Below are 24,334 nucleotides of genomic sequence, written 5' to 3'. Positions count from 1 at the left end.
CAGCTAGTCATTTCTACCTCCCGAGAAATCACATAATCTCTAAACATTATTTACAATACTATTTACGTTTTCAGTACCATCTAAAACATCTCCACACTAACAATACTTTTAAGTTTAAACACTTTCTAGCGTCGACACGACAAAAAAGAGAATGCAATATGCTCCAAACCAAATCGAGTGTTACATCTTCTAAAGAAGACATAACACTCGATTTAATATTTTTACTAAACGAAACGTTTTACAACATTTTTAAAGTATTTAACTCTTGCTCAGTTAAATGTTTCCAGCTTCCACGAGGAATATCTTTTTTAGTTAAGTGCCCAATAGCCACACAATCTAAAGTAACAATCTCGTATTTTATGTAATCGAAAATACTACGGATAATAGTGTTTCCTGTATTTTTAATTTTAAGTCCAATTTCTTTTTTAGACGCATTATCGATATAGCTAATTTCTTCTACTTCAATAAGTTTTCCGTCAATTTTGAAACCAGCCTGTATCTTTTTAAGATCTTCTAATTTTAAATTCTTATCCAATTCAATATGAAATAAACGTGGCACACCATGTTTAGAGTTGGTAAACTTAGCCGCTATAGCATCATCGTTTGTAAATAATATTAACCCCTTAGAGTTTCTACCTAAACGCCCAATAGGCTTAATACGTGAACTTGTTGAATTCGCAACCAAATCCATTACCGTTCTACCTTTACCTTCACTAGTTGTTGTAGCAAAGCCTTTAGGCTTATTTAATAAAACGTAAGCTTTTTTCTCAGGGTTTATACGTGCACCATCATAACGAACTTCGTCTGCAACCTTAACTTTATATCCCATTTCGGTAATTACTTTACCGTTAACGGTTACTAAACCAATAGCAATATGATCATCAGCCTCACGACGAGAGCATATACCAGAATTTGCAATGTATTTGTTTAGTCTAATTTCATCAGGATTACTCGCTTTTTTAGGTGCAGGGTTTCCCTTTTTAATAGGTGCATTTCCTCTAGAAAAACTTTTACTTTTTCCGCCTTCGCCTCCTCTAGCAACGCCTTTTTTAGCTTCACCTTGATTACCTCTTCCTGAAGGTTTCCCTTTTCCGCTTGTTCCTTGATTTCTGTTCATGACTAATAATTTTCTGCAAAGATATATTTAAAATTATGATTGACGATTTAAGTTTTACTTTTTGTTTTCTATAAATATCACGAACGCCCTTAATAGCAATGTTTTATTAAGAAACCGAGACACTTGTTTTATATGCTGAAATTCTACTTTTCTTTAATATATAACTGAAGAAAGAACATTGTATTAAATTCTATTTAAAACCACACTAACCTTTATAAGTACAATACTAAAAGCACCAACAACAATTATAAATTTTAAAATATTATGAAGTATTAAATAATGTGTTTTTGTTTTAGACATCCATAAAATCAACAAAAAAGCCAATAACAACGGAATGCATAAATAGAAATATAAATACATATAACCAATATCGTAACGAGAAAGTAATAAACTTATAGGCAACCAAGTTAAAATCGCCAAAATAGTCAACATTATTTTAGATGCTCTTTCACCATAAACTATAGGTATGGTTTTATAATTTTGAGCCAAATCTCCTTTTATATTTTCTAAATCTTTAGTGAGCTCGCGCATAGACATCATTAAAAACAAGAAAATGGCGTGTACAAAAACTACATGTTCGAAGTTTTTGTAATACATAAAAATGGCAAAAAACGGCGTAATGGTTAGTATAGCCGAAGTTAAATTACCAATAAATGGCATTTTTTTAAGCTTATGCGAATAGAACCAAATTCCGAAAATATAAATAGAAAAGAAAATTACGCCTTTAAACGACACATAACTTGCCATTACTGCAGCCAAGAAATTAAGAACAAAATAGAAAGACAGCTTGGTATTTTGACTTATTAACTTATCTAACTTCGATTTTATAGGCCTGTTAATTAAGTCTTTCTCAGAGTCGTAGAAATTATTAATAATATATCCGCCAGCAATAGTTGCAGCAGAAGCTAAAACAAGCATGAGTAGATTTAAATCTAAAACAACATCTTTTACAGGTAAATCGTGCCCTAAAATAAAAATAGCCGTTAAGTATTGCGCGATAACTACAATAAGAATATTGTAACCTCGTACCACAGAGAACATGCTAAAAAACTTAAGTAAAATGTGCTTTTGTTTTCTGGACAGCATAAAATCTTGCTTTTGAAAAGAATTCTCGAATAATCTCGAAAAGTTTTCGAAATTTTATAATAAAACCTAAGATCTAGAAATTGTAAACCACTTCTAATTTATAACCCGAAAGTGCTTTTTCTGCTTTACTCAAATCTTCTGTAAAACCTAAAATATAGCCACCTCCACCAGAGCCGCAAAGTTTTAAATAGTATTCGTTAGTATCGATACCTTTTTTCCAAAGCTCGTGAAACTGTTGCGGAATCATTGGTTTAAAGTGACTTAAAACCACCTTAGATAAACTCTTGGTGTTTTTAAATAAAGACTTAACATCTCCTTTTAGAAAATCGTCTACGCAAGCATCGGTATGTTTTATAAATTGATTTTTCAACATACTACGAAACCCTTCTTGCTTCATGCTTTCCATAAATAAACTTACCATTGGTGCAGTTTCACCAATAATACCACTATCTAATAAAAACACAGCGCCTTTACCATCGTTTTGCTGAGCAGGAATACCTGTAGCCTCGATATTATCTTTTGAATTGATAAGAATTGGAATACTTAAATAACTATTTAAAGGATCTAAACCCGAAGATTTTCCGTGGAAAAAAGATTCCATTTCAGAAAAGATTGTTTTTAACTTTAATAGTTTTTCACGTGTTAAATTCTCTAAAACTGTAATTTTATCTTGTGCGTACTTATCGTAAATAGCTGCAACCAAAGCACCACTACTACCAACACCATAACCTTGCGGAATAGACGAGTCGAAATACATACCAGCCTTTACGTGTTTTTTTAATGAAGCCACATCAAAAACAACCAATTCCGGATTAATATTCTCTAAATACCCAACATAGCGCTGTAAACTTGCGTTAGAAGCTATTGCTGTTTCCGATGGGTTTTTATCTGTTTTCAAAGCACCATTATAAAAACTGTAAGGTATTGATAAACCTTTAGAATCCTTGATGATTCCGTACTCTCCGAAGAGTAATATTTTTGAGTAAAATAAAGGTCCTTTCATAAGCTATAAGTGACTTGGTAAATGCAAAATTACAACAGTTTTGCTCCAAATCCAATTTTATCGACAATATACTCACCTTTTTGACAAAAGGTAACTAACTCACTTTTAATGAATTTAAGCGCAGATTCTGCCTCATTTTCAGGGTACAAAACATGCACATTCGCACCAGCATCCAAAGTAAAACACACTTTAGAACCTGTAGATTCTCTAAATGCCCAAATTTTATTTATAATCTGCAACGTGTTCGGTTTCATTAAAATAAAATAAGGCATACTCGTCATCATCATAGCATGCAGTGTTAAAGCTTCACTTTCAACCAAACCAATAAAAGCATCTAAATCTCCCGATTTTAAAATACTTTTTATGTCTTTAAGGTTTGTATTAGCCTGCTCAAAACGTTGTTGTGCAAATGGATGGCCATGCATTAAATTATGCCCAACCGTACTACTCACCTGCTTTTCTCCTTTATCCACCAATAAAATAGTATCCTGATAATTTTTGAAATTCTCATGAACTTCAAACGGATATTTTACTCCAAACAAATCGGAACTTCCGGCTACATCTTCATGCTCACCCCAAACTACCAAATCGCCTTCTAAACTTCTGCAAGCACTACCAGAACCTAAACGCGCTAAAAAAGATGCTTTTTGAATGAAATTTATTTTTAAATCATCATTAACCAATACCTTTTCAATACTCATCAAGCACAAAGCCAAAGCACTCATGCCAGACGCCGATGATGCAATACCAGAACTATGAGGAAATGAATTTGACGTTTCTATTTTAAAATGATAGTTCTTTAAAAATGGCAAATAACGTTCCACTCGCTTAAAAAAGGTTTCTATTTTAGGTTTAAAATCATCTTTTTTCTCATTATCCAAAAACACATCAAACGAAAAAGTGTCTTTATTTTCTTTTTCAGAAAAACTCAATTTCGTAGTGGTTTTACAATAATCTAGCGTAAAACTTATAGATGGATTTTCGGGTATTTGATCTTGCTTTTTCCCCCAATATTTCACTAAAGCAATATTGCTTGGCGAACTCCATGTAAATTCTCCGCTTTCAATATGCTTCGAATATGGTTTTGGGATAAAATCGGTTTCAGTCATGTTTAAATTTTAAGCTTTAATACAGCTAGTTTTGGCAAAAATAAGAAATATCTCTGCTATTTTTATCGAATTCAGTAATTCACTATTATTAGCACTAAATTATTAATTTAGCTAGCATTTTCAGACAGCTCTAAAAGCTTCACGATCGTTTTATAATTTCTAGCTGTGGCAGTAACTTTTAATTTACGCTCAAAGAAGTTATTATTATATTTTGTTTTTCCGTAGCCAATAGATGAATAAAAATAAACACAATTTGGTGAAATTTCAATGTCCTCATTCTCAAACTTTGTACTCGAAACTTCATTTACAAAATCAACTTCTGGTGCTGTATATAACAATGAAAAATAACTTTTTTGTTTTTTTTCTTCGGAAAAGGGACAGGCATCAAAAATAGTGCTCAACGCATTTCTAGTTTTTACAAGCACAGGAACATCTAACTGGAAACGTTCTTTTATAGCTTCCGTAATTTGAAATTCTAATTCCGAAGCGTTTCCTTCTTCAGAATTAAAAATAATATTGCCACTCTGTATATAGGTTTGTACGTCTTTTAAACCAATATTTAATAACAAATCGCGAAGCTCAGCCATTAAAATTTTATTCTTTCCCCCAACATTAATACCTCTCAGCAATGCAATATAAGTTCCCATAGCGATTCTATTTTAAATTTTTAGCGAAGCAGATACTATTTTCGGCTTTTACATAATCACCAAAATTAGGAATAGCATGGTAATTATTTTTCTCATAAAACCTGATAGCATAAGGTTTCTTTTTTAAAGTTTCAAGAATACATTTTTTAAAACCTAATTCTACACTCCAATCTTCTAAGGCTTCTAAAATCAATTTAGCAACACCTTTACCTCTAGATTCAAAAGGCACAAACATCCGCTTAACCTCAACTTCATCTTCCGAAAAAGCTTTAATTCCCCCACATCCAATAGGGTTATTATTTTCATCATAAGCCACAACAGCATACTTAATTTCATCAATATTATTAAGCTTTCCGTAAAACTGTTTTTCCTCTTTATAGTAAGCAACTAAATCAATATCCAAAGCCTCAACAAGTTTTTGAAAATCTAAATTATTAGAATTTGTTCCTTTTATACTTATCATTCTTTTACGCTTTTTAACGATGCAATTGTAGGGTTTGCAACCAAAACTAAGGCATTCATCGTTATATCATGGCTTTAAAAGACAATATTCCGTAACTTTGTTTAAATATTTTATTTCAATTGTGAAAAAGGTTGCCCCAAAACATACTAACTTTTACAAGCCTAAAACTGCATTTTTAATGCTATTCGCTTTGGTGTGCATATCTTGTGCCACAAAAACTAGCCTTGTTCAAAACGCAGAAGTTCCGGAAAGCGACCCAAAACTTATATTCTTAAATTATCAAGTTTCTCAAAATACAAAAGGACAAAAATCTATTGAATTTATAGATAAAAAAATAGTAGACGGTAAACTACGAAACAGTGGTTCTAAATATATAACATCGGGAGTTCCAGGTGATTTAGTTTGTACACAGCTTAGCAAAAACAAAACGTTAATTTCCGAACAAACCATATCTAATCCATTATTAAAAACTATTGAATTCACAACCGACTCTTTTAATTTCAAAAAACGAAACGTATCTATAAAACACGCACCGTTAAACCTGCGTATTCAGTTAAATACTTCAACTAAATTTATTAGAATTAAAGAAGTAATAGACTCTCTACAAAACACAAAAACGCTTGTTACTTCTAATATTGAATAATATGAAAAACGCCTTATTTTTATTTTTTGTATTAGTAAACTTTTACTTTACAGGGGCTCAAGTTTTTACTACGGAGACTATTAAAAATTCGGGTGACAACACTAAGCGCCTCAATTTAGTAATTTTAAGCGAAGGCTACCAAGTTAGTGAGTTTGCCAAATTTAAAACCGATGCTGTTAATTATACAAACAACATGTTTAACGAATCGCCTTTTAAAGAATACTCCAATTACTTTAACGTTCATATCATTTACGTGCCATCAAACGAAAGTGGTGCCGATCATCCTGGAGAAAGTTTTGATCCGGAAGAAACTCCAGATGCATTATTGTCACCAATAACTAGTGCAGATACGTATTTTAACGCAACTTACGATTCTTACGGCGCACACAGAAGGCTTTTTTACGAAGCAGACGGTAATTACGCCAACCAAACTGAAGTAAAAATCAACAGCGTTTTAGCCGACAACTTCCCTACCTATGACCAAACTTTAATATTAGTAAATTCAGATGAATACGGAGCTAGTGGAGGTGAATTCCCAATGAGCTATACCGGATATTGGGGTCCAAAAACTGTACTTCACGAGCTTGGTCACTCTATGTTTAACCTGAAAGATGAATATTATCCAGGTGAATTATTTACAGAAGAAGCCATAAACATGACTAGAGAAAGTGACGAAACTCTTGTAAAATGGAAAAATTGGGTAGGTCTAAATAATGTTGGTGTCTATCAATACACCTGCGATACTGGTAATTGTGCCGAATGGTATAAACCACACCAAAATTGCATTATGGAAAACATAACCAAATCGTTTTGCCCGGTGTGCACAGAAGGCATTATTGAGAAAATTCATGATTTATTACCACCCGTTAACTCTTTTACACCAAGCAACGAGAACCCTATTAGTGATGCTACTTTTCCGCTAGAATTTGAGTTGAACTTAATTGAACCGATACCGAATACTTTAGAAAGTGAATGGACTTTAAATAATACCCCTTTCGCAACTAATCAAGATTTGGTTAACATACAAGAAGAAGATTTAACCATAGGTACAAATACATTAATTGCGGTAATTGTAGATAATACCGAACTTTTAAAAGTAGACAATCATGAAACAACGCACGTAAGCACCGTAACCTGGACGATAGAACATTCTACACTAGGCATTAAATCTATTGAAAGTATTAACACCACCTTTGCCGTATCGATGTATCCTAACCCAGTTTTAGATGTTGTTAATTTGAAATTTGAAAGTGATAACACCGAAAATGTAACCGTAGAGATTATATCGATAGATGGTCGAAAAATTAAATCGGAAACGCTTACCAATTCTACAGTAAACTCTATTAATTTAAGCGCTTTGCCTTCAGGGATTTATTTAACTAATTTTTATGCGAACAAGGTACTTTTAGCGACTAAAAAACTAATAAGAAAGTAAGCTTCTTAAAAACCAATACTATCATTTATCTTAACGCTTAGCTCATTATCATTAGGAATGATAAATTCATTAGAAAAAGACTTTACAGCATCATAATCTTCAGCCTGAATATCTACCCAATAATCATCCCCAAGTAACTTAAAAAAATAACGCTTATCTATGTGTTTCTCATAAAATGCTTGTATTTCTGTATGATTATCTTCTTTTAAAGTATTTGTTACCGAGTCGGTATAGGCAGTTCTAATAACTTTTTCTTTTAAGTAATAAATATATGTCGTGTCTCTATGGAAGAGTAACGCTTTTGGCTCACCACTACCACCATCCCAATTAACGTATTCTGGTTGTATTCCCAATTTATACACAAATCGATGTGTAGTGCCGTAATTATGCCCAGAAAACAGACCTATAGCAGTTGAAAGCGTTGTTGTTTTTTCAACTTCCAAACGCTTCCCGTTCGATAACACTTTATGAGTTTTATCAACAATCACTTTATCTTCATAATCGCAACTCAAGAATAAGCTAATAATTAGAACTAGAATCCCTAATTTGATTATTTTCTTCAATTTAAAAATCATATTTTATATTTGAAACAGGATCGAGAAACCTAATTTTTCGGCGGATACTTCTTTAATATTTTAGTAACAATAGCACTTAAACGTGCTTCACGTTTTTCTGGCGAGCTATTTGGATTAAAACTAGATTCGCTAACTGCTTGCCAGTAAAGCTGCTTGATATTTTCGTCAACAAAATCGATTGTTATTTGTCGTGTTACTTGTGCCTGCCCAAGAGGTAAGCCAATAGAAACACCTCCGCCAACATTACCGCCTCCACCACCAACTCCTACGCCAACGGTTTGCCTTTGTGCGCCTTGAAATTCGGTGCTTTTTATGTCTATAAAAAAATCGGGCGTATCAGACAATGCAAAACCTTTGGCTTGCAGTTGTTCATCTAAAGCATTTAAAAGTCGTTTAGTATCCAGCTCACTTAAACCAGTTTTCATGTCGGCATAATAGTTATAGCTTTTGTATTTGGCGAAATCTGTACCTTTTTCGTAATCGTAGTTTACATAAATAGGAGCGCAAGATGTCACTAAAAATAATATAGCGAGAGTTTTAACAAGTTTCATAATATTGTTTTTTATATAAATTTAAACAAAAATTGTTCCGAATATGCATTACTTTTTATTCTGAAATAAAAAACCGCTAAGTGTTGTTTAAAAACAAGACTTAGCGGCTTAAATAATGTTATAAAAAAGTACTTTCCCTTTTAAAGGTTAGTCCAAATTATTCTATTAATTCAACATTTTCCAAAGTACATCCTTTAACTCTGTGATACCTTTTTGGGCTACAGACGAAATAAAAACGTATGGAATTGGTAACTCATTGTCTAGTTCTACTTTTAACTCAGCTTGAAGCTCATCATCTAGCATATCACTTTTTGATATGGCGATGATACGATCTTTATCCAACATTTCCGGGTTGTAACGACGAAGCTCATCAAGTAAAATATCGTATTGTTTTCTTACATCTTCCGCATCCGCAGGAATCATAAACAACAAAATTGAGTTACGCTCAATATGGCGTAAAAAATAATGGCCTAACCCTTTACCTTCAGCAGCGCCTTCAATAATACCAGGAATATCTGCCATTACAAAAGTTTGAAAATCACGATATTTTACAATACCTAAATTTGGTTTTAGGGTTGTAAACTCGTAATCGGCAATTTTTGGTTTTGCAGAAGTTACTACAGATAAAAGTGTTGATTTCCCTGCATTTGGAAAACCTACTAAACCAACATCTGCAAGTACTTTTAACTCTAAAGTTATGTACTTCTCTTCCATTGGCAAACCAGGTTGCGCATAGCGAGGTGTTTGGTTTGTAGACGATCTAAAGTGCCAGTTTCCTAAACCACCTTTTCCACCTTCGGCAATAATTCTTTCTTCACCATTTTCCGTAATTTCAAGAATGATTTCGTTAGTTTCAGTATCACGAATTACGGTTCCTAATGGTACATCTAAATAAAAATCTTCACCATCGGCACCAAAACTTCTACTTTTCCCACCATTTTCACCATGACCAGCACGTAAGTGTTTTTTATATTTTAAATGCAGAAGGGTCCATAAGTTATCGTTACCACGTAGAATAATGTGACCACCACGGCCTCCATCTCCTCCATCGGGACCACCTTTTGTAATATATTTTTCACGATGTAAATGCGCCGATCCACGGCCACCCTTACCTGAGCTTACATACATTTTTACGTAATCTACAAAATTTCCTTCTGTCATTTTCCAATTTAATATTAATAAGCACAACGCTTAAAATAGCAGTTGTTCCTTTATTTTTTTCCGCAAAAGCGAAAACTTTATTTTGTTAAGTATTATTATGTTTGATTTGCCTTTAACAAAATATAAAAAGCAGCAAACCGATATAAAAACAGCATAAAGAGTATCTTATTTTACTCCTTGCTATTTTCTATTTGCGTTACAACTTATCAATTGCCGTACTTAAACGCACAGTAATATCTTCAATACTACCAACACCATCAACACCAAAATATTTCTCTTGTGCGTTGTAGTAATCTTTTAAAATAGCAGTTTTGTTATAATACTCGGTAATTCTATTTCTTATAATAGATTCATCGGCATCATCAGGTCTTCCGCTTGTTTTTCCTCTTTCTAATAAACGACCAACCAAAATCTCATCGTCTACCTCTAGCGCAATCATTGCGTTAATTTGCGAATCTTTAGCTTCCATTAATTTATCTAGAGATTCTGCTTGTGCATTTGTTCTAGGAAAACCGTCGAAAATAAACCCATTTGCATCGGCATTTTTTTCAACTTCAGCATTTAACATATCAATAGTTACTTGGTCTGGAACCAACTCTCCTTTATCTATAAACGATTTTGCTAACATACCGAGAGCTGTTTCGTTTTTAATATTGAATCGAAAAACATCACCGGTAGAAATGTGTACCAAGTTGTATTTTTCTTTTAAAAAGTTTGCTTGTGTTCCTTTGCCTGCTCCTGGAGGGCCAAATAGCACTAAATTTGTCATGTGTTGTGTTTCTTTTATTTGATATACTTCTGGTAAATTTCTTCCTAAACCATCATAATCTAAGCCGTAGCCTACAATAAATTTATTAGGGATTTCTATACCAACATAATGTAGTTTAAAGTCTTTTTTATAGGCCTCAGGCTTGTAAAATAAAGTAGCAATTTTTAAAGCCTTAACATTCTCGTTTTTAAAAATACGATGTACTTCGGCAAGCGTATTTCCGGTATCTATAATATCTTCTAAAATTACAACAGTGCGGCCAGACAAATCTTGGGTTAGCCCAATTAAACGTTGAATATCTTCGGTAGATTTCACACCTTCGTATGATGCTAATTTGATAAAAGTAACCTCACAAGGTTTTGGATATTTTTTAACAAAATCGCTTACCACCATAAACGAACCGTTTAAGATACCGATAAATACAGGAACTTCGTCACCAATATCATTCGCAATCTCATCGGCCATTCTAGCTAGTGCATCATCAATTTGTGCAGCAGATATAAATGGTTTAAAATATTTGTCGTGTAACTTTATCACCGTTATTAATTTTTGAAGTTGCAAAGATAATCAATAGATTAACGTTTTAGGCTTTTTTGATTTATGAATTGAAGCCTATTTTAAGATTATAACGTATTTTTGCTTACAATTTAGGACACTTTAGTTAAAAACAAGCAAATGAATTACTTTTCTTCTCATTTTAAACTCGGCATTTTAGGTGGTGGGCAACTCGGTAAAATGTTACTTTACAACACCAGAAAATTTGATATTTACACCTGTGTTTTGGAAGCTAGCAACGAGGCGCCTTGCAAAACAGCCTGCGACGAATTTCACCTTGGTGATTTAATGGATTATGATGCTGTTTATAACTTCGGAAAACAAGTAGATGTCTTAACTATTGAAATTGAAAACGTAAACATCGACGCCCTGGAAGCGCTTGAAAAAGAAGGCGTAAAAGTATATCCATCTGCAAAAACATTACGTATTATCCAGAATAAAGCAACGCAGAAATTATTTTATGTAGATCACAACATTCCTACATCACCTTTTACTCGTTTTGCATTTACTTCGGAAATAAAAGAAGCTCTAAACCATGGCGGATTAAGCTTACCTTTTGTTTGGAAATGTGCTCAGTTTGGATACGATGGTACTGGCGTAAAAATTGTTAGAACCGCTGACGATCTAAAAGATTTACCTAACGTAGAATGTATTGCAGAAAACTTAGTACCCTTTAAAAACGAATTGGCCTTAATTGTTGCAAGAAATGCATCGGGAGAGACCAAAACTTACCCTGTAGTAGAAATGGAATTTCACCCAGAAGCCAACCAAGTAGAGTATGTTATTTGCCCTGCTCGCATAGATGTTGCTGTTGCTAAAAAAGCAGAAGCTGTAGCCTTAAAAGTTTCGGAGGCTATTAACCATGTTGGTTTATTGGCTGTTGAAATGTTTCAAACTGAAAATGATGATATTTTAATAAACGAAGTCGCTCCAAGACCTCATAATTCGGGACATCAAACTATAGAAGCCAGTTATACCTCGCAATTTGAACAGCATATTCGTGCCGTTTTAAATTTACCTTTAGGTCGCACAGATAACAAAGTAGGCGGTGTTATGGTTAACCTTGTTGGCGCCGAAGGCTTTAGCGGAAATGTAGTTTACGAAAACATAGAAAAAATAATGAATATGGACGGTGTTACACCACATATTTATGGCAAAAAACAAACACGTCCGTTTAGAAAAATGGGACATGTCACTATTGTAAATGAAGATTTGAATGAAGCGAGACGGATTGCCGAAGAGGTTAAGAAATCCATCCGAGTAATTTCAGAATAAAACATAATTATAAATTTAATTCATATAAAAAATGAATAAAGTAGGAGTCATCATGGGAAGCAAAAGCGACCTGCCAGTAATGCAAGATGCGATAGATATTTTAAAAGGATTTGGTGTTGATGTTGAAGTTGATATTGTATCGGCTCACCGTACACCAGAAAAACTATTCGACTACGGAAAAAATGCACACACCAGAGGTTTTGCAGTAATAATTGCCGGAGCTGGTGGCGCTGCACATTTACCAGGCATGATTGCATCACTATCACCATTACCAGTAATTGGAGTTCCTGTAAAAAGCAGTAATTCTATAGATGGTTGGGATTCTGTATTATCAATATTACAAATGCCAGGTGGTGTTCCTGTTGCAACAGTTGCTTTAAATGGCGCAAAAAATGCAGGAATATTAGCAGCACAAATTTTAGGAGCTAGCGATTTATATGTTCGCGAAAAAATAATAGCTTACAAAGAAGACTTGAAAGTAAAGGTTAATGAATCGGCTAAAGATTTAAGCTAATACTATAAAATGAAAAACCTCGAAATATAAATTTCAAGGTTTTTCTAGCTATTAACAATAATCCTATAAGAGTTAGTCACTCTAAAATTGTTGCAGCAAATTTACAATAATTTACTATGCATACATACTAAATTATAATTTTAACTTATATTTAATTAAAATGATAAAAGCATCTTTAATTACCCCGTTCCAAACACCATACAACGTAGCGCCTTTTTCAGCTATTGAAAACGACGACTATCTTCCTACTTTTAAGGAAGCCATAAAGCAAGCCAAAGCTGAAATTGACGCGATAGTAAACAATACCGAAGCACCTAGTTTTGAAAACACCATTGTAGCATTAGATTTTTCTGGAGAGCAATTAGATAGAATTTCGAGTATATTTTTCAATTTAAATTCTGCAGAAACGAATGAAACTATCCAAAAAATAGCTCAAGAAGTTTCTCCTTTATTATCAGAATTTGGTAATGACATTACATTAAACGAAGACTTATTTAAGCGCGTAAAGGCCGTTTACGATAATAAAAGCCAGCTAAATTTAACTACGGAAGAACAAACCTTATTAGATAAAAGATATAAAGGTTTTTCTAGAAACGGAGCCAATTTACCTGAAGACAAAAAGGAAAAATTACGCGAAATAGACAAAAAACTGAGTCAGCTAAGTTTAAAATTCGGAGAAAATGTTTTAGCTGAAACCAATAAGTTTGAAATGCTTGTTGTAGACGAAAAAGATTTAGCTGGTTTACCAGAAGGTACAATAGAGGCTGCAAAACAGTTGGCAGAATCTAAAGAAAAAGAAGGTTGGTTATTCACACTAGATTACCCAAGTTACATTCCTTTTGTAACCTATGCAGACAATAGAGAGTTACGCAAAAAACTAACTTTAGCGGCAGGCAGCAAAGCCTTTAAAGGTGACGATTTAGACAATCAAGATATTGTATTACAGATTGTAAACTTACGTCACGAACGCGCTAACTTATTAGGATACAAAACGCATGCTCATTTTGTTCTAGAAGAACGTATGGCGCAAACCCCTGAAAAAGTTTTAGACTTTTCTAATGAGTTGTTAGAAAAAGCAAAACCAGCTGCAAAAAAGGAGTTTGAACACTTAGAGAAATTTGCAAAAGAATTAGATAGCATAGACCAATTAGAAAAATGGGATGGCTCTTATTATTCTGAAAAACTGAAACAAAAATTATTCAGTTTAGATGATGAACAACTGAAACCATATTTTAAATTAGAAAATGTAATTGATGGAGCTTTTACGGTGGCCAACAAATTATTCGATTTAAGTTTTGAAGAAATTGATACTATTGATAAATATCACGAAGATGTTTTAACGTATAAGGTTACCGATAAAAACGGTGATTTAGTTTCTATATTTTACGCCGATTTCTTCCCAAGATCTGGAAAAAGAAACGGTGCTTGGATGACATCTTACAAACCACAATATGTAGTAGATGGCGAAAATAGCCGCCCGCATATTTCTATAGTTTGCAACTTTACAAAACCAACAAAAAGCAAACCATCTTTATTAACCTTTAACGAGGTTACTACCCTATTTCACGAATTTGGACACGCATTACACGGCATGTTAGCTAACACTACTTACCCTAGCTTATCTGGAACTAGTGTGTTTTGGGATTTTGTAGAATTGCCAAGTCAGGTTATGGAAAACTGGTGCTACGAGAAAGAAGCTTTAGAATTGTTTGCTAAACATTATGAAACTGGAGAAGTTATCCCAATGGATTTAGTTGAAAAAATAAAAGATTCAGCTAGTTTTCACCAAGGAATGCAAACATTACGTCAGTTAAGTTTTGGTCTTTTAGATATGAAATGGCACGGACAAGATCCATCAAACATTTCTAATGTTAAAGATTTTGAAACTGAGGCCTTTAAAGACACCAACTTATATCCTAAAACAGAAGAAACTTGTATGAGTACCGCATTTTCTCATATTTTTCAAGGTGGATATTCATCTGGATATTACAGTTATAAATGGGCTGAAGTTTTAGATGCCGATGCTTTCGAATATTTTCAAGAAGCTGGTATTTTCAATAAAGAAGTTGCTACCAAATTTAAAGACAACGTACTGTCGCAAGGAGGAACAGAAAACCCAATGATACTTTATAAACGTTTTAGAGGTCAAGAGCCAAAACCTGAAGCTTTATTAAAACGTGCTGGGTTAATTAAATAGATAATACAGATTAAAATAACTTAAGGTGTTTATGAGGTTTTCGAACTAAATAAGCACCTTTTTTTTGTGTTTAAAATTAAATTTCTCCACGTGTTCCTACAGAAATAAACGAGCCTGTACTGCTTCAGAATAAAATCTACTTTAAATCTTTGGTAAGTTTGTAATAATAAAAAGCAGGCAGTAACAATATTAAAATTACAGGCTGAATTAAAAAACGTCTTAAATTAAAAAAGAAGTAGTAATCGGTTTGTTTCGGGTTGATAACAAAGTACAAATAACCACAAATTAAAATAATAAAAGCCATAGCGTAAACCAAAGTTGAAAACTTTATAATGCTTCTATCTTTAAAAACCACATAAAGAACCCCTAAGGAAACTAAACCGTTTAAAACATAGCGTAAAACTGTAAAAGCTACTAATTTTAACACTTCTCTACGCGGACTATCGATATACAAATAATCGTTATGAAAGAAGGTTAAATATGGATCGTAAAATAATTCATTCTCAAACCATCGAATTAACACCAATACGATTATCAATATAAAAAGCAGAAAATATTTAACCGGTTTAGACATTTTTTTGGTTTAATTTAGAAAAACGATTCACCCAAAAAATCCAAAGTAAAAATACAACACCATAAATAATAGCTGGAAATACTACGGCATGTAAAAACTCCGATTGCTCTGGGTATTTATAAAGCCAAATCGATAATATTACAATACGCAAAACATTAACCACATAGATAATTACACTCCCTGAAAGCAGATACAAAAGTGTAGCTTTCAATCTTCCTGAAAATGCAACAATAAAAGAAATAAATAAAATTAACACGCTTAATCCGTTACACCCCTCAATAACTCGGGCCACATAGATATTACCTATCATTACCTTTAAAGAAGGCTCTTCTAGATGTGGCACCATTTCGGTAGCATAGCCAAATGTGTTTAGCAAATCTTTACTTTGCTCGCCAACCAAATGCGTGAAATAATCTGGATAAAACTCGGAACCATCAGAAAATTGTAAATAAAATTTATAAATTATAGAAAGTGATAAGTACACCAACAAAAATGTAAGTATAAACTTTATTACCGACCTGTATTTTACAAAGAGTGTTTTCAAATTAAAATGCTATAAACAAAGTACCGAAATTACATCTTTTTAAATACTTTTGCCAAAACTTTTCAAATTATGATTTTAGAAACTCTAAAACCCCAAGTATCAGCAATTATTTCTAACCAAGACCTAGATAAAAACGAGCGTCTATTAAAAATATGCGAACTACTCGATAAAAACATAACATATTATAACTGGGTCGGTTTCTATTTTAGAAACGGCGAAAAAGAAGAGCTACTTTTAGGTCCTTATGTTGGTGCACCAACAGACCATACTGTAATTCCTTTTGGAAAAGGTATTTGCGGACAAGTAGCCGTTAGCAACGAAAATTTTGTTGTGCCAGATGTTGCTGCTCAAGATAATTATATTGCTTGCAGCATTACTGTTAAAGCCGAAATAGTAGTTCCCATTTTTGTTAATGGCGAAAACATTGGCCAAATAGATATCGACTCGAATACACCAGACCCTTTTACAGAATTGGACGAACGTTTTCTGGAGTTTGTTTGCGAGCAAGTTGCAACTATACTTTAGTAGAATTTTCTATTAAAGAATTAAAATACAGTAAGTTTATTTAAGTTGTTAACATGTGGTGTTTGTGTTTTGCATTCCACTTGTTAACAACTTCTGTTTTTAGTTAAAAACTGAAGCGTCTTTTTTATTATTTCACAACCCATTTTTTAAACTAAATAAGTACTTTTGCAAATATTTTAAATTTTCAGCGTAAAAGACTGAAAAACAACAAAATTTCACATAAAAAAGCACTCTTAAACACAACACAACACCAATGAGCAACGAAAAAACCATTAAATCGGCACTAATTTCAGTATTTAGTAAAGACGGATTAGAACCAATTGTAAGAAAGTTAAACGAACAAGGCGTAACCATTTATTCTACCGGTGGTACTGAAAAATTTATTAACGATTTAGGTATAGACGTTGTTCCTGTAGAAGATGTTACATCATACCCTTCTATTCTTGGTGGTCGTGTAAAAACATTACACCCAAAAGTTTTTGGTGGTATTTTAAACAGACAAAACCATGATGGTGATGTTGCTGAATTAGCCGAATATAATATCCCACAACTTGATGTTGTAATTGTTGATTTATATCCTTTTGAAAAAACAGTAGCTTCTGGAGCAAATACTCAAGATATTATTGAAAAAATTGATATTGGAGGAATTTCTTTAATTCGTGCTGCTGCTAAAAATTATTCAGATGTTATCTGTGTATCTTCAGTTGATGATTATGCTGAATTTTTAGATCTTATTTCAGAAAATAACGGAAGCATTTCAGAAGAAAACAGAAAACGTTTTGCAGGAAAAGCATTCAACGTATCTTCTCATTACGATACTGCTATTTTTAACTACTTCAACCAAAACAATGAAGAAACAGTTTTAAAAATAAGCGAGACTAACGGTAAAACGTTACGTTACGGTGAAAACCCACACCAAAAAGGATTTTTCTTCGGAAACTTCGATGAGTTATTCACTAAACTTCACGGAAAAGAATTAAGTTACAACAACCTTTTAGATGTTGATGCCGCTGTTAATTTAATGAACGAGTTTAAAAATGACGCACCCACATTTGCTGTATTAAAACACAATAATGCTTGTGGTTTAGCACAACGTGACACACTTCACCAAGCTTATGTAGATGCTTTAGCTGGAGACCCTGTTTCTGCTTTTGGTGGTGTTTTAATTAGTAATAAAGAAATTGATTTAGCTACAGCTGAAGAAATACACAAATTATTCTGTGAGGTTGTTATCGCACCTTCTTTTTCTGCGGAAGCGCTAGAAACTCTTAAAGGTAAAAAGAACAGAATTTTATTAGAAATACATGATATTGAAATGCCACAAACAAACGTTAGAAGTTGTTTAAACGGCGTTTTAGTTCAAGATAGAAATAACATTACAGATCAGGCTGAAGATTTAAAAACAGTAACAACTTTAGCACCAACAAGCGAACAAGTAGACGATTTAATTTTTGCATCTAAAATTTGTAAGCATACCAAATCTAATACTATTGTTTTAACAAAAAACAAAACGTTATTAGCAAGTGGAACAGGACAAACTAGTCGTGTTGATGCCTTAGAGCAAGCCATACATAAAGCACAAACTTTTAAATTCGATTTAAACGGTTCTGCTATGGCTAGTGATGCCTTTTTCCCTTTCCCTGATTGTGTAGAAATAGCAAAAAACGCAGGTATTACTTCGGTAATTCAGCCAGGTGGATCTATAAAAGATCAATTAAGTATTGATTATTGTAACGGCAACAATGTAGCCATGGTTATGACAGGAACACGCCATTTTAAACACTAAATTCTATAGACGGTTTAAACTTCGTTTCTTCCGGAAACGCAAGTTTAAACCGTCCATAAACTAATAAATTACGTATAATCTAAGAATACATTTGGTAAACAAAATTTTGAGCCCTATAAAACTCAGAATATTTAGTAACTTTTAGTACTTTTACGGGATTCGTATTTCAAACCATAATTAATTATTAATAGCACATGGGATTTTTTGACTTCCTTACCGAAGATATAGCCATAGATTTAGGTACCGCAAACACGCTTATTATTCATAATGATAAGGTTGTTGTAGATGCACCATCTATCGTGGCAAGAGATAGAATTTCTGGTAAAATTATTGCCGTAGGGCAAGAAGCCAGTTTAATGCAAGGTAAAACCCATGAAAATATTAAAACCATCCGTCCGTTAAAAGATGGTGTTATTGCAGATTTTGATGCTTCGGAACAAATGATTAGTATGTTTATTAAAAACATACCAGCATTAAAAAAGAAGTTTTTCACACCTGCTTTACGTATGGTAATTTGTATTCCTTCTGGAATTACAGAAGTAGAAATGCGAGCAGTAAAAGAAAGTGCAGAACGTGTTAATGGTAAAGAAGTTTACTTAATTCACGAACCTATGGCTGCTGCAATTGGTATTGGCGTAGATATTATGCAACCTAAAGGAAACATGGTTGTGGATATAGGTGGTGGTACAACAGAAATTGCTGTTATTGCTCTTGGTGGTATTGTTTGCGACAAATCGGTTAAAATTGCAGGTGATGTATTTACAAACGATATTGTTTATTACATGCGTACGCAACACAATTTATATGTGGGTGAACGTACTGCTGAAAAAATAAAAATTCAAATTGGTGCTGCTACCGAAGATTTAGAATTACCTCCAGAAGATATGAGCGTTCAAGGACGTGATTTATTAACAGGAAAACCTAAGCAAGTATCAATTTCATATAGAGAAATAGCTAAGGCTTTAGATAAATCTATTTTACGTATTGAAGATGCCGTTATGGAAACCTTATCTCAAACACCTCCAGAATTAGCTGCAGATATTTACAACACTGGTATTTATTTAGCTGGTGGTGGCTCTATGTTACGTGGTTTAGATAAGCGTTTATCTTTAAAAACAGATTTACCGGTTTACATTGCCGAAGATCCGTTGCGTGCTGTAGTACGTGGTACAGGTATCACTCTTAAAAACTTACCTAAATACAAAAGTGTATTGATAAAATAAAAGCATAAAATAGGTCTATAACCCATGCAACAGATTATTAATTTTCTAATAAGAAACAAAAACTTTTTGTTGTTCTTGTTGCTGTTTAGCATTTCTATTGTTTTTACAATTCAGTCACACTCCTACCATAAAAGTAAGTTTATTAACTCGGCTAACTTTTTAACTGGTGGTGTTTACAATTCTGTAAATAATATTTCAGATTACTTTAATTTAAGATCTCAAAACAATCTTTTATCAGAAGAAAACAGACATCTAAAATCTCTTTTGTACAACCAAGCTACAAAAGATTCAGTTTATATAGATAGCTTATCTTTTAATGATAAATACAGATTTACTTCGGCCAACATTATCAAAAACAGTTATGCTTTACCTGATAATGTTTTACTTTTAAACAAAGGTAAAAACGATAGTGTTTTTGAAGATTTTGGAGTTATTACTAGTAAAGGTATTTTAGGTATTGTAAATAAAACAAGTAAAAATTTCGCAACTGTTATTTCAATATTAAACACAACCAGTAATATTAGTGCCAAATTAAAAAAGACCAACCATTATGGATCTTTAAAATGGAACGGAAAAAACCCAAGAATTACGCAATTAGTAGATATCCCTAAAATTGCAAACTTTAAAACAGGAGATACCATTGTAACCTCCGGCCTATCTTCTATTTTTCCTAAAGGCGTTCCTATTGGTACCGTTAACGATTTCAAACTAGACAACACAGAGAATTACTACGAAATAAATGTATTGTTGTTTAACGACATGACGAATATTGAGCATGTTTACATTATAAAAAACATCAATCTTCCTGAAATTAAAAACCTTCTAAACGGCATAAGCAATGAATAGTGTTTTTTTCGCCCAAGCTAGCCGGTTTATTATACTTGTACTTTTTCAAGTATTAATATTCAACCACATTAATTTCTTAGGATATATAAATCCGTATATCTATATTTTATTAATTGCATTTTTCCCGGTTAGAAATAATCGTATTGTCATCATTTTTATTAGTTTCTTCTTAGGATTGTCGATTGATTTATTTCTAGATACAGGAGGCGTTCATGCAGCCGCATGCGTATTTATCGCTTACATTCGTCCTATTCTTTTAAAATCATCTTTCGGTATGATTTACGAACACCAAACCATCCGTTTTAATACCGTAGACTTTGGTGCTAAACTTACCTACATCTCATTATTAACCATAGTGCATCACTTTGTTTTGTTTAGTTTAGAAATATTTAACTTTTCAAAAATAATTTTAATCCTTCAAAAGGCGTTATTCTCAAGTATATTCAGTATTATATTGATTATTCTAATTACAGTTATTTTTAGTAGGAAAACGAAATGAGACAATTTTTACTTTTTATCTCCATCATTCTTGTTGGTGTTTTATTTATTTCTAGGCTTTTTTATCTTCAAGTGTACAGCTCGAATTCAGACAGTTTATACGATGATAATGCCATTAGAAAAGTATGGGATTACCCAAAAAGAGGCTTTGTATACGACAGAAACGGGGAGCTTTTAGTTTCCAATCAGCCATCATACGATGTCATGGTGATTCCGCGCGAAGTAGAACCACTAGATACTTTAGAATTTTGTAATCTTTTAAAAATTGATAAAGAAAAATTCATCTCAACATACAACAAAGCACGTCGTTATTCTCCAAGATTATCATCTGTTTTTGTTTCACATTTATCAAAATCTGATTATGCTGTGTTACAAGAAAAAATGCGCAAGTTTAAAGGTTTCTACATTCAAAAACGTTCACTTAGACATTACGAAACCACTATTGGCGCCAACGTTTTAGGTGATATTGGAGAGGTAAACAATGCCATTCTAAATCGTGACGATTACTACAAAATGGGTGACCTTATCGGAAAACAAGGTATTGAGGCTTCTTATGAAGAAACGTTGCGTGGTGTTAAAGGTTTAAAATTTATTCAAAAAGATAGATTCAATCGAGATATCGGCCCGTATAAAGATGGCGAATTCGATATTACTCCAGAACAAGGTAAAGACATTAAAATCACAATTGATGCCGATTTACAGGCCTACGGCGAATTGCTTATGCAGAATAAACGTGGTGGTGTTATTGCCATAGAACCATCGTCTGGAGAAATCTTAGCCATGGTTGCAGCACCAACCTACGATCCTAATATTTTAGTAGGAAGAAATCGTTCTAAAAATTTCACCAAACTCTATAACGATTCTATTGCCAAACCTCTTTTCAATAGAAGTTTACAAGGCGTTTATGAGCCAGGATCACCATTTAAATTAATGAATGCCTTAATCGCTTTACAAGAAGGCGTTGTAACTCCAGATGAAACTGTTACCTGTTACGCAGGTTATAAATACGGAAATAGATTTATGAAATGTCACTGCCACAGCGGTACTAGAAATGATATGATTTCTGGTATACAACGCTCGTGCAATGCATACTTTGCTACTACATACCGAAAAATTTTAGATAAAAACGGTAATGCTTCAGCAGGTATTGATACCTGGAGTAATCATGCTAAAAGTTTTGGGTTAGGTGAATTTTTAAACAACGATTTATATGTAGGTCAAAAAGGACGTATTCCAGACCGTGCTTATTACAAACATATCTATCCAAACACCTTCTACTCTACTTACACCATTTCTAATTCCATTGGTCAAGGAGAAGTTGCTACAACACCAATTCAATTAGCAAACATGGCTGCTGCGATTGCTAATCGTGGTCATTATTTTACGCCACACATTATAAAAAGTATTGAAAACGAAACTTTACCAGAACAATTTACAAAACCTAAAATAACTACTATAGACAAGCAAAATTTCGAACCTGTTATCGAGGGTATGCTACAAGTTTACAAACAAGGTACGGCAGCATCTTTACAAGTAAAAGATATTGACATTTGTGGAAAAACTGGAACTGTAGAAAACTTTGTAAAAATTGATAGCGTAAGAACACAGCTTACCGACCATTCTATATTTTTAGCCTTTGCACCAAAAGATAACCCTAAAATAGCTATTGCTGTTTTTGTTGAAAACGGATACTGGGGAAGTCGTTTTGCTGGACGAATTGCCAGTTTAATGATTGAAAAACATATTAAAAAAGAAATTACCCGAAAAGATTTAGAAGAGTGGCTTTTAAAGCATAGTTTAGAGAACGAATATGCTAAACCTTATTCTGGTGAACCTTTTAGAATTAACGGACAAACAAGCTTGCAAATTGTTGAAGACAAGGAATACAATCGACTAAAAACAGAGCTGAATAAAATACATAAAACAGCAAATTAATGGTTAGAGACACTAACAGACATTTTAAATTCGATTGGATTACTATCTTTCTATTTTTTCTTTTAGTAGGTTTTGGTTGGCTTAATATTTTATCGGCATCACACACCGGAGTAACTTTAGATTATTTCGATCTTTCTCAACCCTTCGGTAAACAACTTGTTTTCATTTTTTTAACCTTTGGTTTAATTATACTACTCTTAGCTATAGATGCTAAGTTCTACGAACGTTTCTCTAGCCTCATCTATATTATATCCATGTTATCCCTAGTCGGGCTCTTTATATTCGGTAAAAACGTAAACGGAGCTACATCTTGGTATGCCATTGGAGGCATGACGTTGCAACCTAGTGAATTTGCAAAAACAGCCACAGCCTTGGCCGTCGCCAAATATATTAGTGATTTAAACACCAACATTAAAAACTTTAGCGATCAAATTAAAACGTTTGCTATAATTATAACACCTGCCTTTCTTGTATTACTACAAAACGACACCGGAAGTACCATTGTTTATGGCGCTTTCTTCTTTGTTTTGTATCGCGAAGGCTTACCAAAATACTATTTAACACTTGCTGTTTCAGTCATATTACTCTCTATTTTATCTTTAAAATTCGGAGCTATAATAACATCAATAATTGCTATTATTGTGGTGATTTCTTACCATTTTATTAATAAAAGAAAACTTAGAATATACCAATTATCACTTGTTTTAATAGCAGCCTTATCTGTTTCATTTGGGGTGAAATTCTTCTATCAAAGCATTTTACAACCGCACCAACAAGATAGAATAAGTCTTTGGTTACGCTTAGAAAAAGACCCTGTCAAACTTCAGAAAATGAAGCAAACCTTTGCTTACAACCTAAACGAATCGGAAAAAGCCATAAGCTCAGGCGGTCTTTCTGGTAAAGGTTTTATGGAAGGTACACGTACCACTGGTAAATTTGTACCAGAACAGCATACCGATTATATTTTCAGCACCGTTGGCGAAGAGTGGGGTTTTCTTGGCAGCTCCTTTGTAGTAATCGTTTTTGTAGTATTACTACTGCGTATATTACACTTAGCTGAACTTCAAAAATCGCAATTCAGTCGTGTTTATGGCTATGGAGTTGCGGCCATTGTATTTATCCACTTTTTAATCAATATAGGTATGGTTATGGGCTTAATTCCAACCATCGGTATTCCATTACCACTTTTTAGTTATGGTGGCTCCGGACTTTGGGCATTTACTATTTTAATCTTTATTTTTATTAAATTAGACTCCAACAAAATAAACGAATGGTAGTTTAACCGTTCTTATTTTATTATGTT

General features: G+C 33.2%; 24 protein-coding genes. 12 read left to right on the top strand and 12 right to left on the bottom strand.

The window, feature by feature from the left end; all coding sequences use genetic code 11:
* Positions 1-238: 238 nt before the first annotated feature.
* The 6 genes from GQR98_RS08885 to GQR98_RS08860 form a co-directional block, all read right to left on the bottom strand.
* Positions 239-1,117 carry a pseudouridine synthase gene (locus GQR98_RS08885; protein ID WP_158845329.1) on the bottom strand — a complete coding sequence of 293 codons (879 nt, stop codon included), beginning with the start codon at positions 1,115-1,117 and terminating at the stop codon, positions 239-241.
* Positions 1,118-1,300: 183 nt separating this feature from the next.
* Positions 1,301-2,203 carry a geranylgeranylglycerol-phosphate geranylgeranyltransferase gene (locus tag GQR98_RS08880; RefSeq protein ID WP_133969031.1) on the bottom strand — a complete coding sequence of 301 codons (903 nt, stop codon included), beginning with the start codon at positions 2,201-2,203 and terminating at the stop codon, positions 1,301-1,303.
* 73 nt (positions 2,204-2,276) lie between these two features.
* Positions 2,277-3,206 carry a mevalonate kinase gene (locus GQR98_RS08875; RefSeq protein WP_159019200.1) on the bottom strand — a complete coding sequence of 310 codons (930 nt, stop codon included), beginning with the start codon at positions 3,204-3,206 and terminating at the stop codon, positions 2,277-2,279.
* A 29-nt stretch (positions 3,207-3,235) separates the two neighbouring features.
* Positions 3,236-4,315 carry a diphosphomevalonate decarboxylase gene (gene mvaD / locus GQR98_RS08870; RefSeq protein WP_159019199.1) on the bottom strand — a complete coding sequence of 360 codons (1,080 nt, stop codon included), beginning with the start codon at positions 4,313-4,315 and terminating at the stop codon, positions 3,236-3,238.
* Positions 4,316-4,422: 107 nt separating this feature from the next.
* Positions 4,423-4,962 carry a DUF1697 domain-containing protein gene (locus GQR98_RS08865; RefSeq protein ID WP_159019198.1) on the bottom strand — a complete coding sequence of 180 codons (540 nt, stop codon included), beginning with the start codon at positions 4,960-4,962 and terminating at the stop codon, positions 4,423-4,425.
* A 7-nt stretch (positions 4,963-4,969) separates the two neighbouring features.
* The gene (locus GQR98_RS08860) at positions 4,970-5,425 is read right to left on the bottom strand and encodes a GNAT family N-acetyltransferase (RefSeq protein ID WP_159019197.1); all 456 of its coding nucleotides are present in this window, start codon (positions 5,423-5,425) and stop codon (positions 4,970-4,972) included.
* Between the two features lie 121 nt (positions 5,426-5,546).
* On the opposite strand from GQR98_RS08860, the gene GQR98_RS08855 reads away from it, so the two are divergent.
* Both GQR98_RS08855 and GQR98_RS08850 read left to right on the top strand, forming a co-directional pair.
* On the top strand, positions 5,547-6,068 hold the full coding sequence (locus GQR98_RS08855) for a hypothetical protein (protein ID WP_159019196.1): 522 nt from the start codon (positions 5,547-5,549) through the stop codon (positions 6,066-6,068).
* A gap of 1 nt (position 6,069) precedes the next feature.
* Entirely contained in the window at positions 6,070-7,503 is a 1,434-nt protein-coding gene (locus tag GQR98_RS08850) for a M64 family metallopeptidase (protein ID WP_159019195.1), read from the top strand.
* Between the two features lie 5 nt (positions 7,504-7,508).
* Here the strand turns inward: GQR98_RS08850 and GQR98_RS08845 are convergent, their stop codons facing one another.
* The 4 genes from GQR98_RS08845 to GQR98_RS08830 all read right to left on the bottom strand — a co-directional run bounded on the left by GQR98_RS08845 (position 7,509) and on the right by GQR98_RS08830 (position 11,096).
* Positions 7,509-8,066 carry a hypothetical protein gene (locus tag GQR98_RS08845; RefSeq protein ID WP_159019194.1) on the bottom strand — a complete coding sequence of 186 codons (558 nt, stop codon included), beginning with the start codon at positions 8,064-8,066 and terminating at the stop codon, positions 7,509-7,511.
* A 41-nt stretch (positions 8,067-8,107) separates the two neighbouring features.
* Complete coding sequence (locus GQR98_RS08840; RefSeq protein WP_159019193.1) at positions 8,108-8,629, bottom strand: DUF4136 domain-containing protein; 522 nt, start codon at positions 8,627-8,629, stop codon at positions 8,108-8,110.
* A gap of 165 nt (positions 8,630-8,794) precedes the next feature.
* Positions 8,795-9,790 carry a GTPase ObgE gene (gene obgE / locus GQR98_RS08835; RefSeq protein ID WP_159019192.1) on the bottom strand — a complete coding sequence of 332 codons (996 nt, stop codon included), beginning with the start codon at positions 9,788-9,790 and terminating at the stop codon, positions 8,795-8,797.
* Between the two features lie 196 nt (positions 9,791-9,986).
* Positions 9,987-11,096 carry an adenylate kinase gene (locus GQR98_RS08830; protein ID WP_159019191.1) on the bottom strand — a complete coding sequence of 370 codons (1,110 nt, stop codon included), beginning with the start codon at positions 11,094-11,096 and terminating at the stop codon, positions 9,987-9,989.
* A 138-nt stretch (positions 11,097-11,234) separates the two neighbouring features.
* On the opposite strand from GQR98_RS08830, the gene GQR98_RS08825 reads away from it, so the two are divergent.
* From GQR98_RS08825 to GQR98_RS08815, 3 genes are all read left to right on the top strand, one after another.
* Positions 11,235-12,389, top strand: coding sequence for a 5-(carboxyamino)imidazole ribonucleotide synthase (locus tag GQR98_RS08825; protein ID WP_159019190.1), 1,155 nt, complete (start codon positions 11,235-11,237; stop codon positions 12,387-12,389).
* Between the two features lie 31 nt (positions 12,390-12,420).
* On the top strand, positions 12,421-12,903 hold the full coding sequence (purE, locus tag GQR98_RS08820; RefSeq protein ID WP_042497002.1) for a 5-(carboxyamino)imidazole ribonucleotide mutase: 483 nt from the start codon (positions 12,421-12,423) through the stop codon (positions 12,901-12,903).
* 160 nt (positions 12,904-13,063) lie between these two features.
* Positions 13,064-15,100: a M3 family metallopeptidase gene (locus GQR98_RS08815; protein WP_159019189.1), complete on the top strand. Its 2,037-nt coding sequence runs from the start codon at positions 13,064-13,066 to the stop codon at positions 15,098-15,100.
* Positions 15,101-15,236: 136 nt separating this feature from the next.
* On the opposite strand, the gene GQR98_RS08810 is transcribed toward GQR98_RS08815, so the two are convergent.
* Together GQR98_RS08810 and xrtF are read right to left on the bottom strand one after the other, a co-directional pair.
* Positions 15,237-15,674 (bottom strand): exosortase F system-associated membrane protein, encoded by a 438-nt coding sequence (locus GQR98_RS08810; RefSeq protein WP_159019188.1) that lies wholly within the window; start codon positions 15,672-15,674, stop codon positions 15,237-15,239.
* The gene (xrtF, locus tag GQR98_RS08805) at positions 15,667-16,218 is read right to left on the bottom strand and encodes an exosortase family protein XrtF (RefSeq protein WP_159019187.1); all 552 of its coding nucleotides are present in this window, start codon (positions 16,216-16,218) and stop codon (positions 15,667-15,669) included. Before xrtF ends, GQR98_RS08810 begins: the two co-directional genes overlap by 8 nt.
* 69 nt (positions 16,219-16,287) lie before the next feature.
* Between xrtF and GQR98_RS08800 the strand changes: the two genes are divergently transcribed.
* The 7 genes from GQR98_RS08800 to rodA all read left to right on the top strand — a co-directional run bounded on the left by GQR98_RS08800 (position 16,288) and on the right by rodA (position 24,308).
* On the top strand, positions 16,288-16,743 hold the full coding sequence (locus tag GQR98_RS08800) for a GAF domain-containing protein (protein WP_159019186.1): 456 nt from the start codon (positions 16,288-16,290) through the stop codon (positions 16,741-16,743).
* A gap of 253 nt (positions 16,744-16,996) precedes the next feature.
* Positions 16,997-18,529: a bifunctional phosphoribosylaminoimidazolecarboxamide formyltransferase/IMP cyclohydrolase gene (purH, locus tag GQR98_RS08795; RefSeq protein ID WP_159019185.1), complete on the top strand. Its 1,533-nt coding sequence runs from the start codon at positions 16,997-16,999 to the stop codon at positions 18,527-18,529.
* A gap of 194 nt (positions 18,530-18,723) precedes the next feature.
* On the top strand, positions 18,724-19,752 hold the full coding sequence (locus GQR98_RS08790) for a rod shape-determining protein (RefSeq protein WP_042496995.1): 1,029 nt from the start codon (positions 18,724-18,726) through the stop codon (positions 19,750-19,752).
* 24 nt (positions 19,753-19,776) lie between these two features.
* Positions 19,777-20,598 (top strand): rod shape-determining protein MreC, encoded by an 822-nt coding sequence (gene mreC, locus GQR98_RS08785; protein ID WP_042496993.1) that lies wholly within the window; start codon positions 19,777-19,779, stop codon positions 20,596-20,598.
* A complete protein-coding gene (locus GQR98_RS08780) occupies positions 20,591-21,097 on the top strand; it encodes a hypothetical protein (protein WP_042504329.1) in 507 nt (168 codons plus the stop codon). The genes mreC and GQR98_RS08780 overlap by 8 nt, the downstream gene beginning before the upstream one ends.
* Positions 21,094-23,031, top strand: coding sequence for a penicillin-binding protein 2 (gene mrdA, locus GQR98_RS08775; RefSeq protein ID WP_159019184.1), 1,938 nt, complete (start codon positions 21,094-21,096; stop codon positions 23,029-23,031). The genes GQR98_RS08780 and mrdA overlap by 4 nt, the downstream gene beginning before the upstream one ends.
* Positions 23,031-24,308, top strand: coding sequence for a rod shape-determining protein RodA (rodA, locus tag GQR98_RS08770; RefSeq protein ID WP_159019183.1), 1,278 nt, complete (start codon positions 23,031-23,033; stop codon positions 24,306-24,308). The genes mrdA and rodA overlap by 1 nt, the downstream gene beginning before the upstream one ends.
* Positions 24,309-24,334 lie beyond the last annotated feature (26 nt).

Source organism: Algibacter sp. L3A6 (genome assembly GCF_009796825.1).
Classification (GTDB): domain Bacteria; phylum Bacteroidota; class Bacteroidia; order Flavobacteriales; family Flavobacteriaceae; genus Algibacter.
This window is presented reverse-complemented; position numbering and strand designations above follow the sequence as displayed.

What these genes read in the sequence shown, in the direction of transcription:
- GQR98_RS08885 (WP_158845329.1), bottom strand. Translation starts at nt 1,117, where the DNA reads ATGAACAGAAATCAAGGAACAAGCGGAAAAGGGAAACCTTCAGGAAGA.
- GQR98_RS08880 (WP_133969031.1), bottom strand. Translation starts at nt 2,203, where the DNA reads ATGCTGTCCAGAAAACAAAAGCACATTTTACTTAAGTTTTTTAGCATG.
- GQR98_RS08875 (WP_159019200.1), bottom strand. Translation starts at nt 3,206, where the DNA reads ATGAAAGGACCTTTATTTTACTCAAAAATATTACTCTTCGGAGAGTAC.
- mvaD (WP_159019199.1), bottom strand. Translation starts at nt 4,315, where the DNA reads ATGACTGAAACCGATTTTATCCCAAAACCATATTCGAAGCATATTGAA.
- GQR98_RS08865 (WP_159019198.1), bottom strand. Translation starts at nt 4,962, where the DNA reads ATGGGAACTTATATTGCATTGCTGAGAGGTATTAATGTTGGGGGAAAG.
- GQR98_RS08860 (WP_159019197.1), bottom strand. Translation starts at nt 5,425, where the DNA reads ATGATAAGTATAAAAGGAACAAATTCTAATAATTTAGATTTTCAAAAA.
- GQR98_RS08850 (WP_159019195.1), top strand. Translation starts at nt 6,070, where the DNA reads ATGAAAAACGCCTTATTTTTATTTTTTGTATTAGTAAACTTTTACTTT.
- GQR98_RS08840 (WP_159019193.1), bottom strand. Translation starts at nt 8,629, where the DNA reads ATGAAACTTGTTAAAACTCTCGCTATATTATTTTTAGTGACATCTTGC.
- obgE (WP_159019192.1), bottom strand. Translation starts at nt 9,790, where the DNA reads ATGACAGAAGGAAATTTTGTAGATTACGTAAAAATGTATGTAAGCTCA.
- GQR98_RS08825 (WP_159019190.1), top strand. Translation starts at nt 11,235, where the DNA reads ATGAATTACTTTTCTTCTCATTTTAAACTCGGCATTTTAGGTGGTGGG.
- purE (WP_042497002.1), top strand. Translation starts at nt 12,421, where the DNA reads ATGAATAAAGTAGGAGTCATCATGGGAAGCAAAAGCGACCTGCCAGTA.
- GQR98_RS08815 (WP_159019189.1), top strand. Translation starts at nt 13,064, where the DNA reads ATGATAAAAGCATCTTTAATTACCCCGTTCCAAACACCATACAACGTA.
- GQR98_RS08810 (WP_159019188.1), bottom strand. Translation starts at nt 15,674, where the DNA reads ATGTCTAAACCGGTTAAATATTTTCTGCTTTTTATATTGATAATCGTA.
- GQR98_RS08800 (WP_159019186.1), top strand. Translation starts at nt 16,288, where the DNA reads ATGATTTTAGAAACTCTAAAACCCCAAGTATCAGCAATTATTTCTAAC.
- purH (WP_159019185.1), top strand. Translation starts at nt 16,997, where the DNA reads ATGAGCAACGAAAAAACCATTAAATCGGCACTAATTTCAGTATTTAGT.
- GQR98_RS08790 (WP_042496995.1), top strand. Translation starts at nt 18,724, where the DNA reads ATGGGATTTTTTGACTTCCTTACCGAAGATATAGCCATAGATTTAGGT.
- mreC (WP_042496993.1), top strand. Translation starts at nt 19,777, where the DNA reads ATGCAACAGATTATTAATTTTCTAATAAGAAACAAAAACTTTTTGTTG.
- GQR98_RS08780 (WP_042504329.1), top strand. Translation starts at nt 20,591, where the DNA reads ATGAATAGTGTTTTTTTCGCCCAAGCTAGCCGGTTTATTATACTTGTA.
- mrdA (WP_159019184.1), top strand. Translation starts at nt 21,094, where the DNA reads ATGAGACAATTTTTACTTTTTATCTCCATCATTCTTGTTGGTGTTTTA.
- rodA (WP_159019183.1), top strand. Translation starts at nt 23,031, where the DNA reads ATGGTTAGAGACACTAACAGACATTTTAAATTCGATTGGATTACTATC.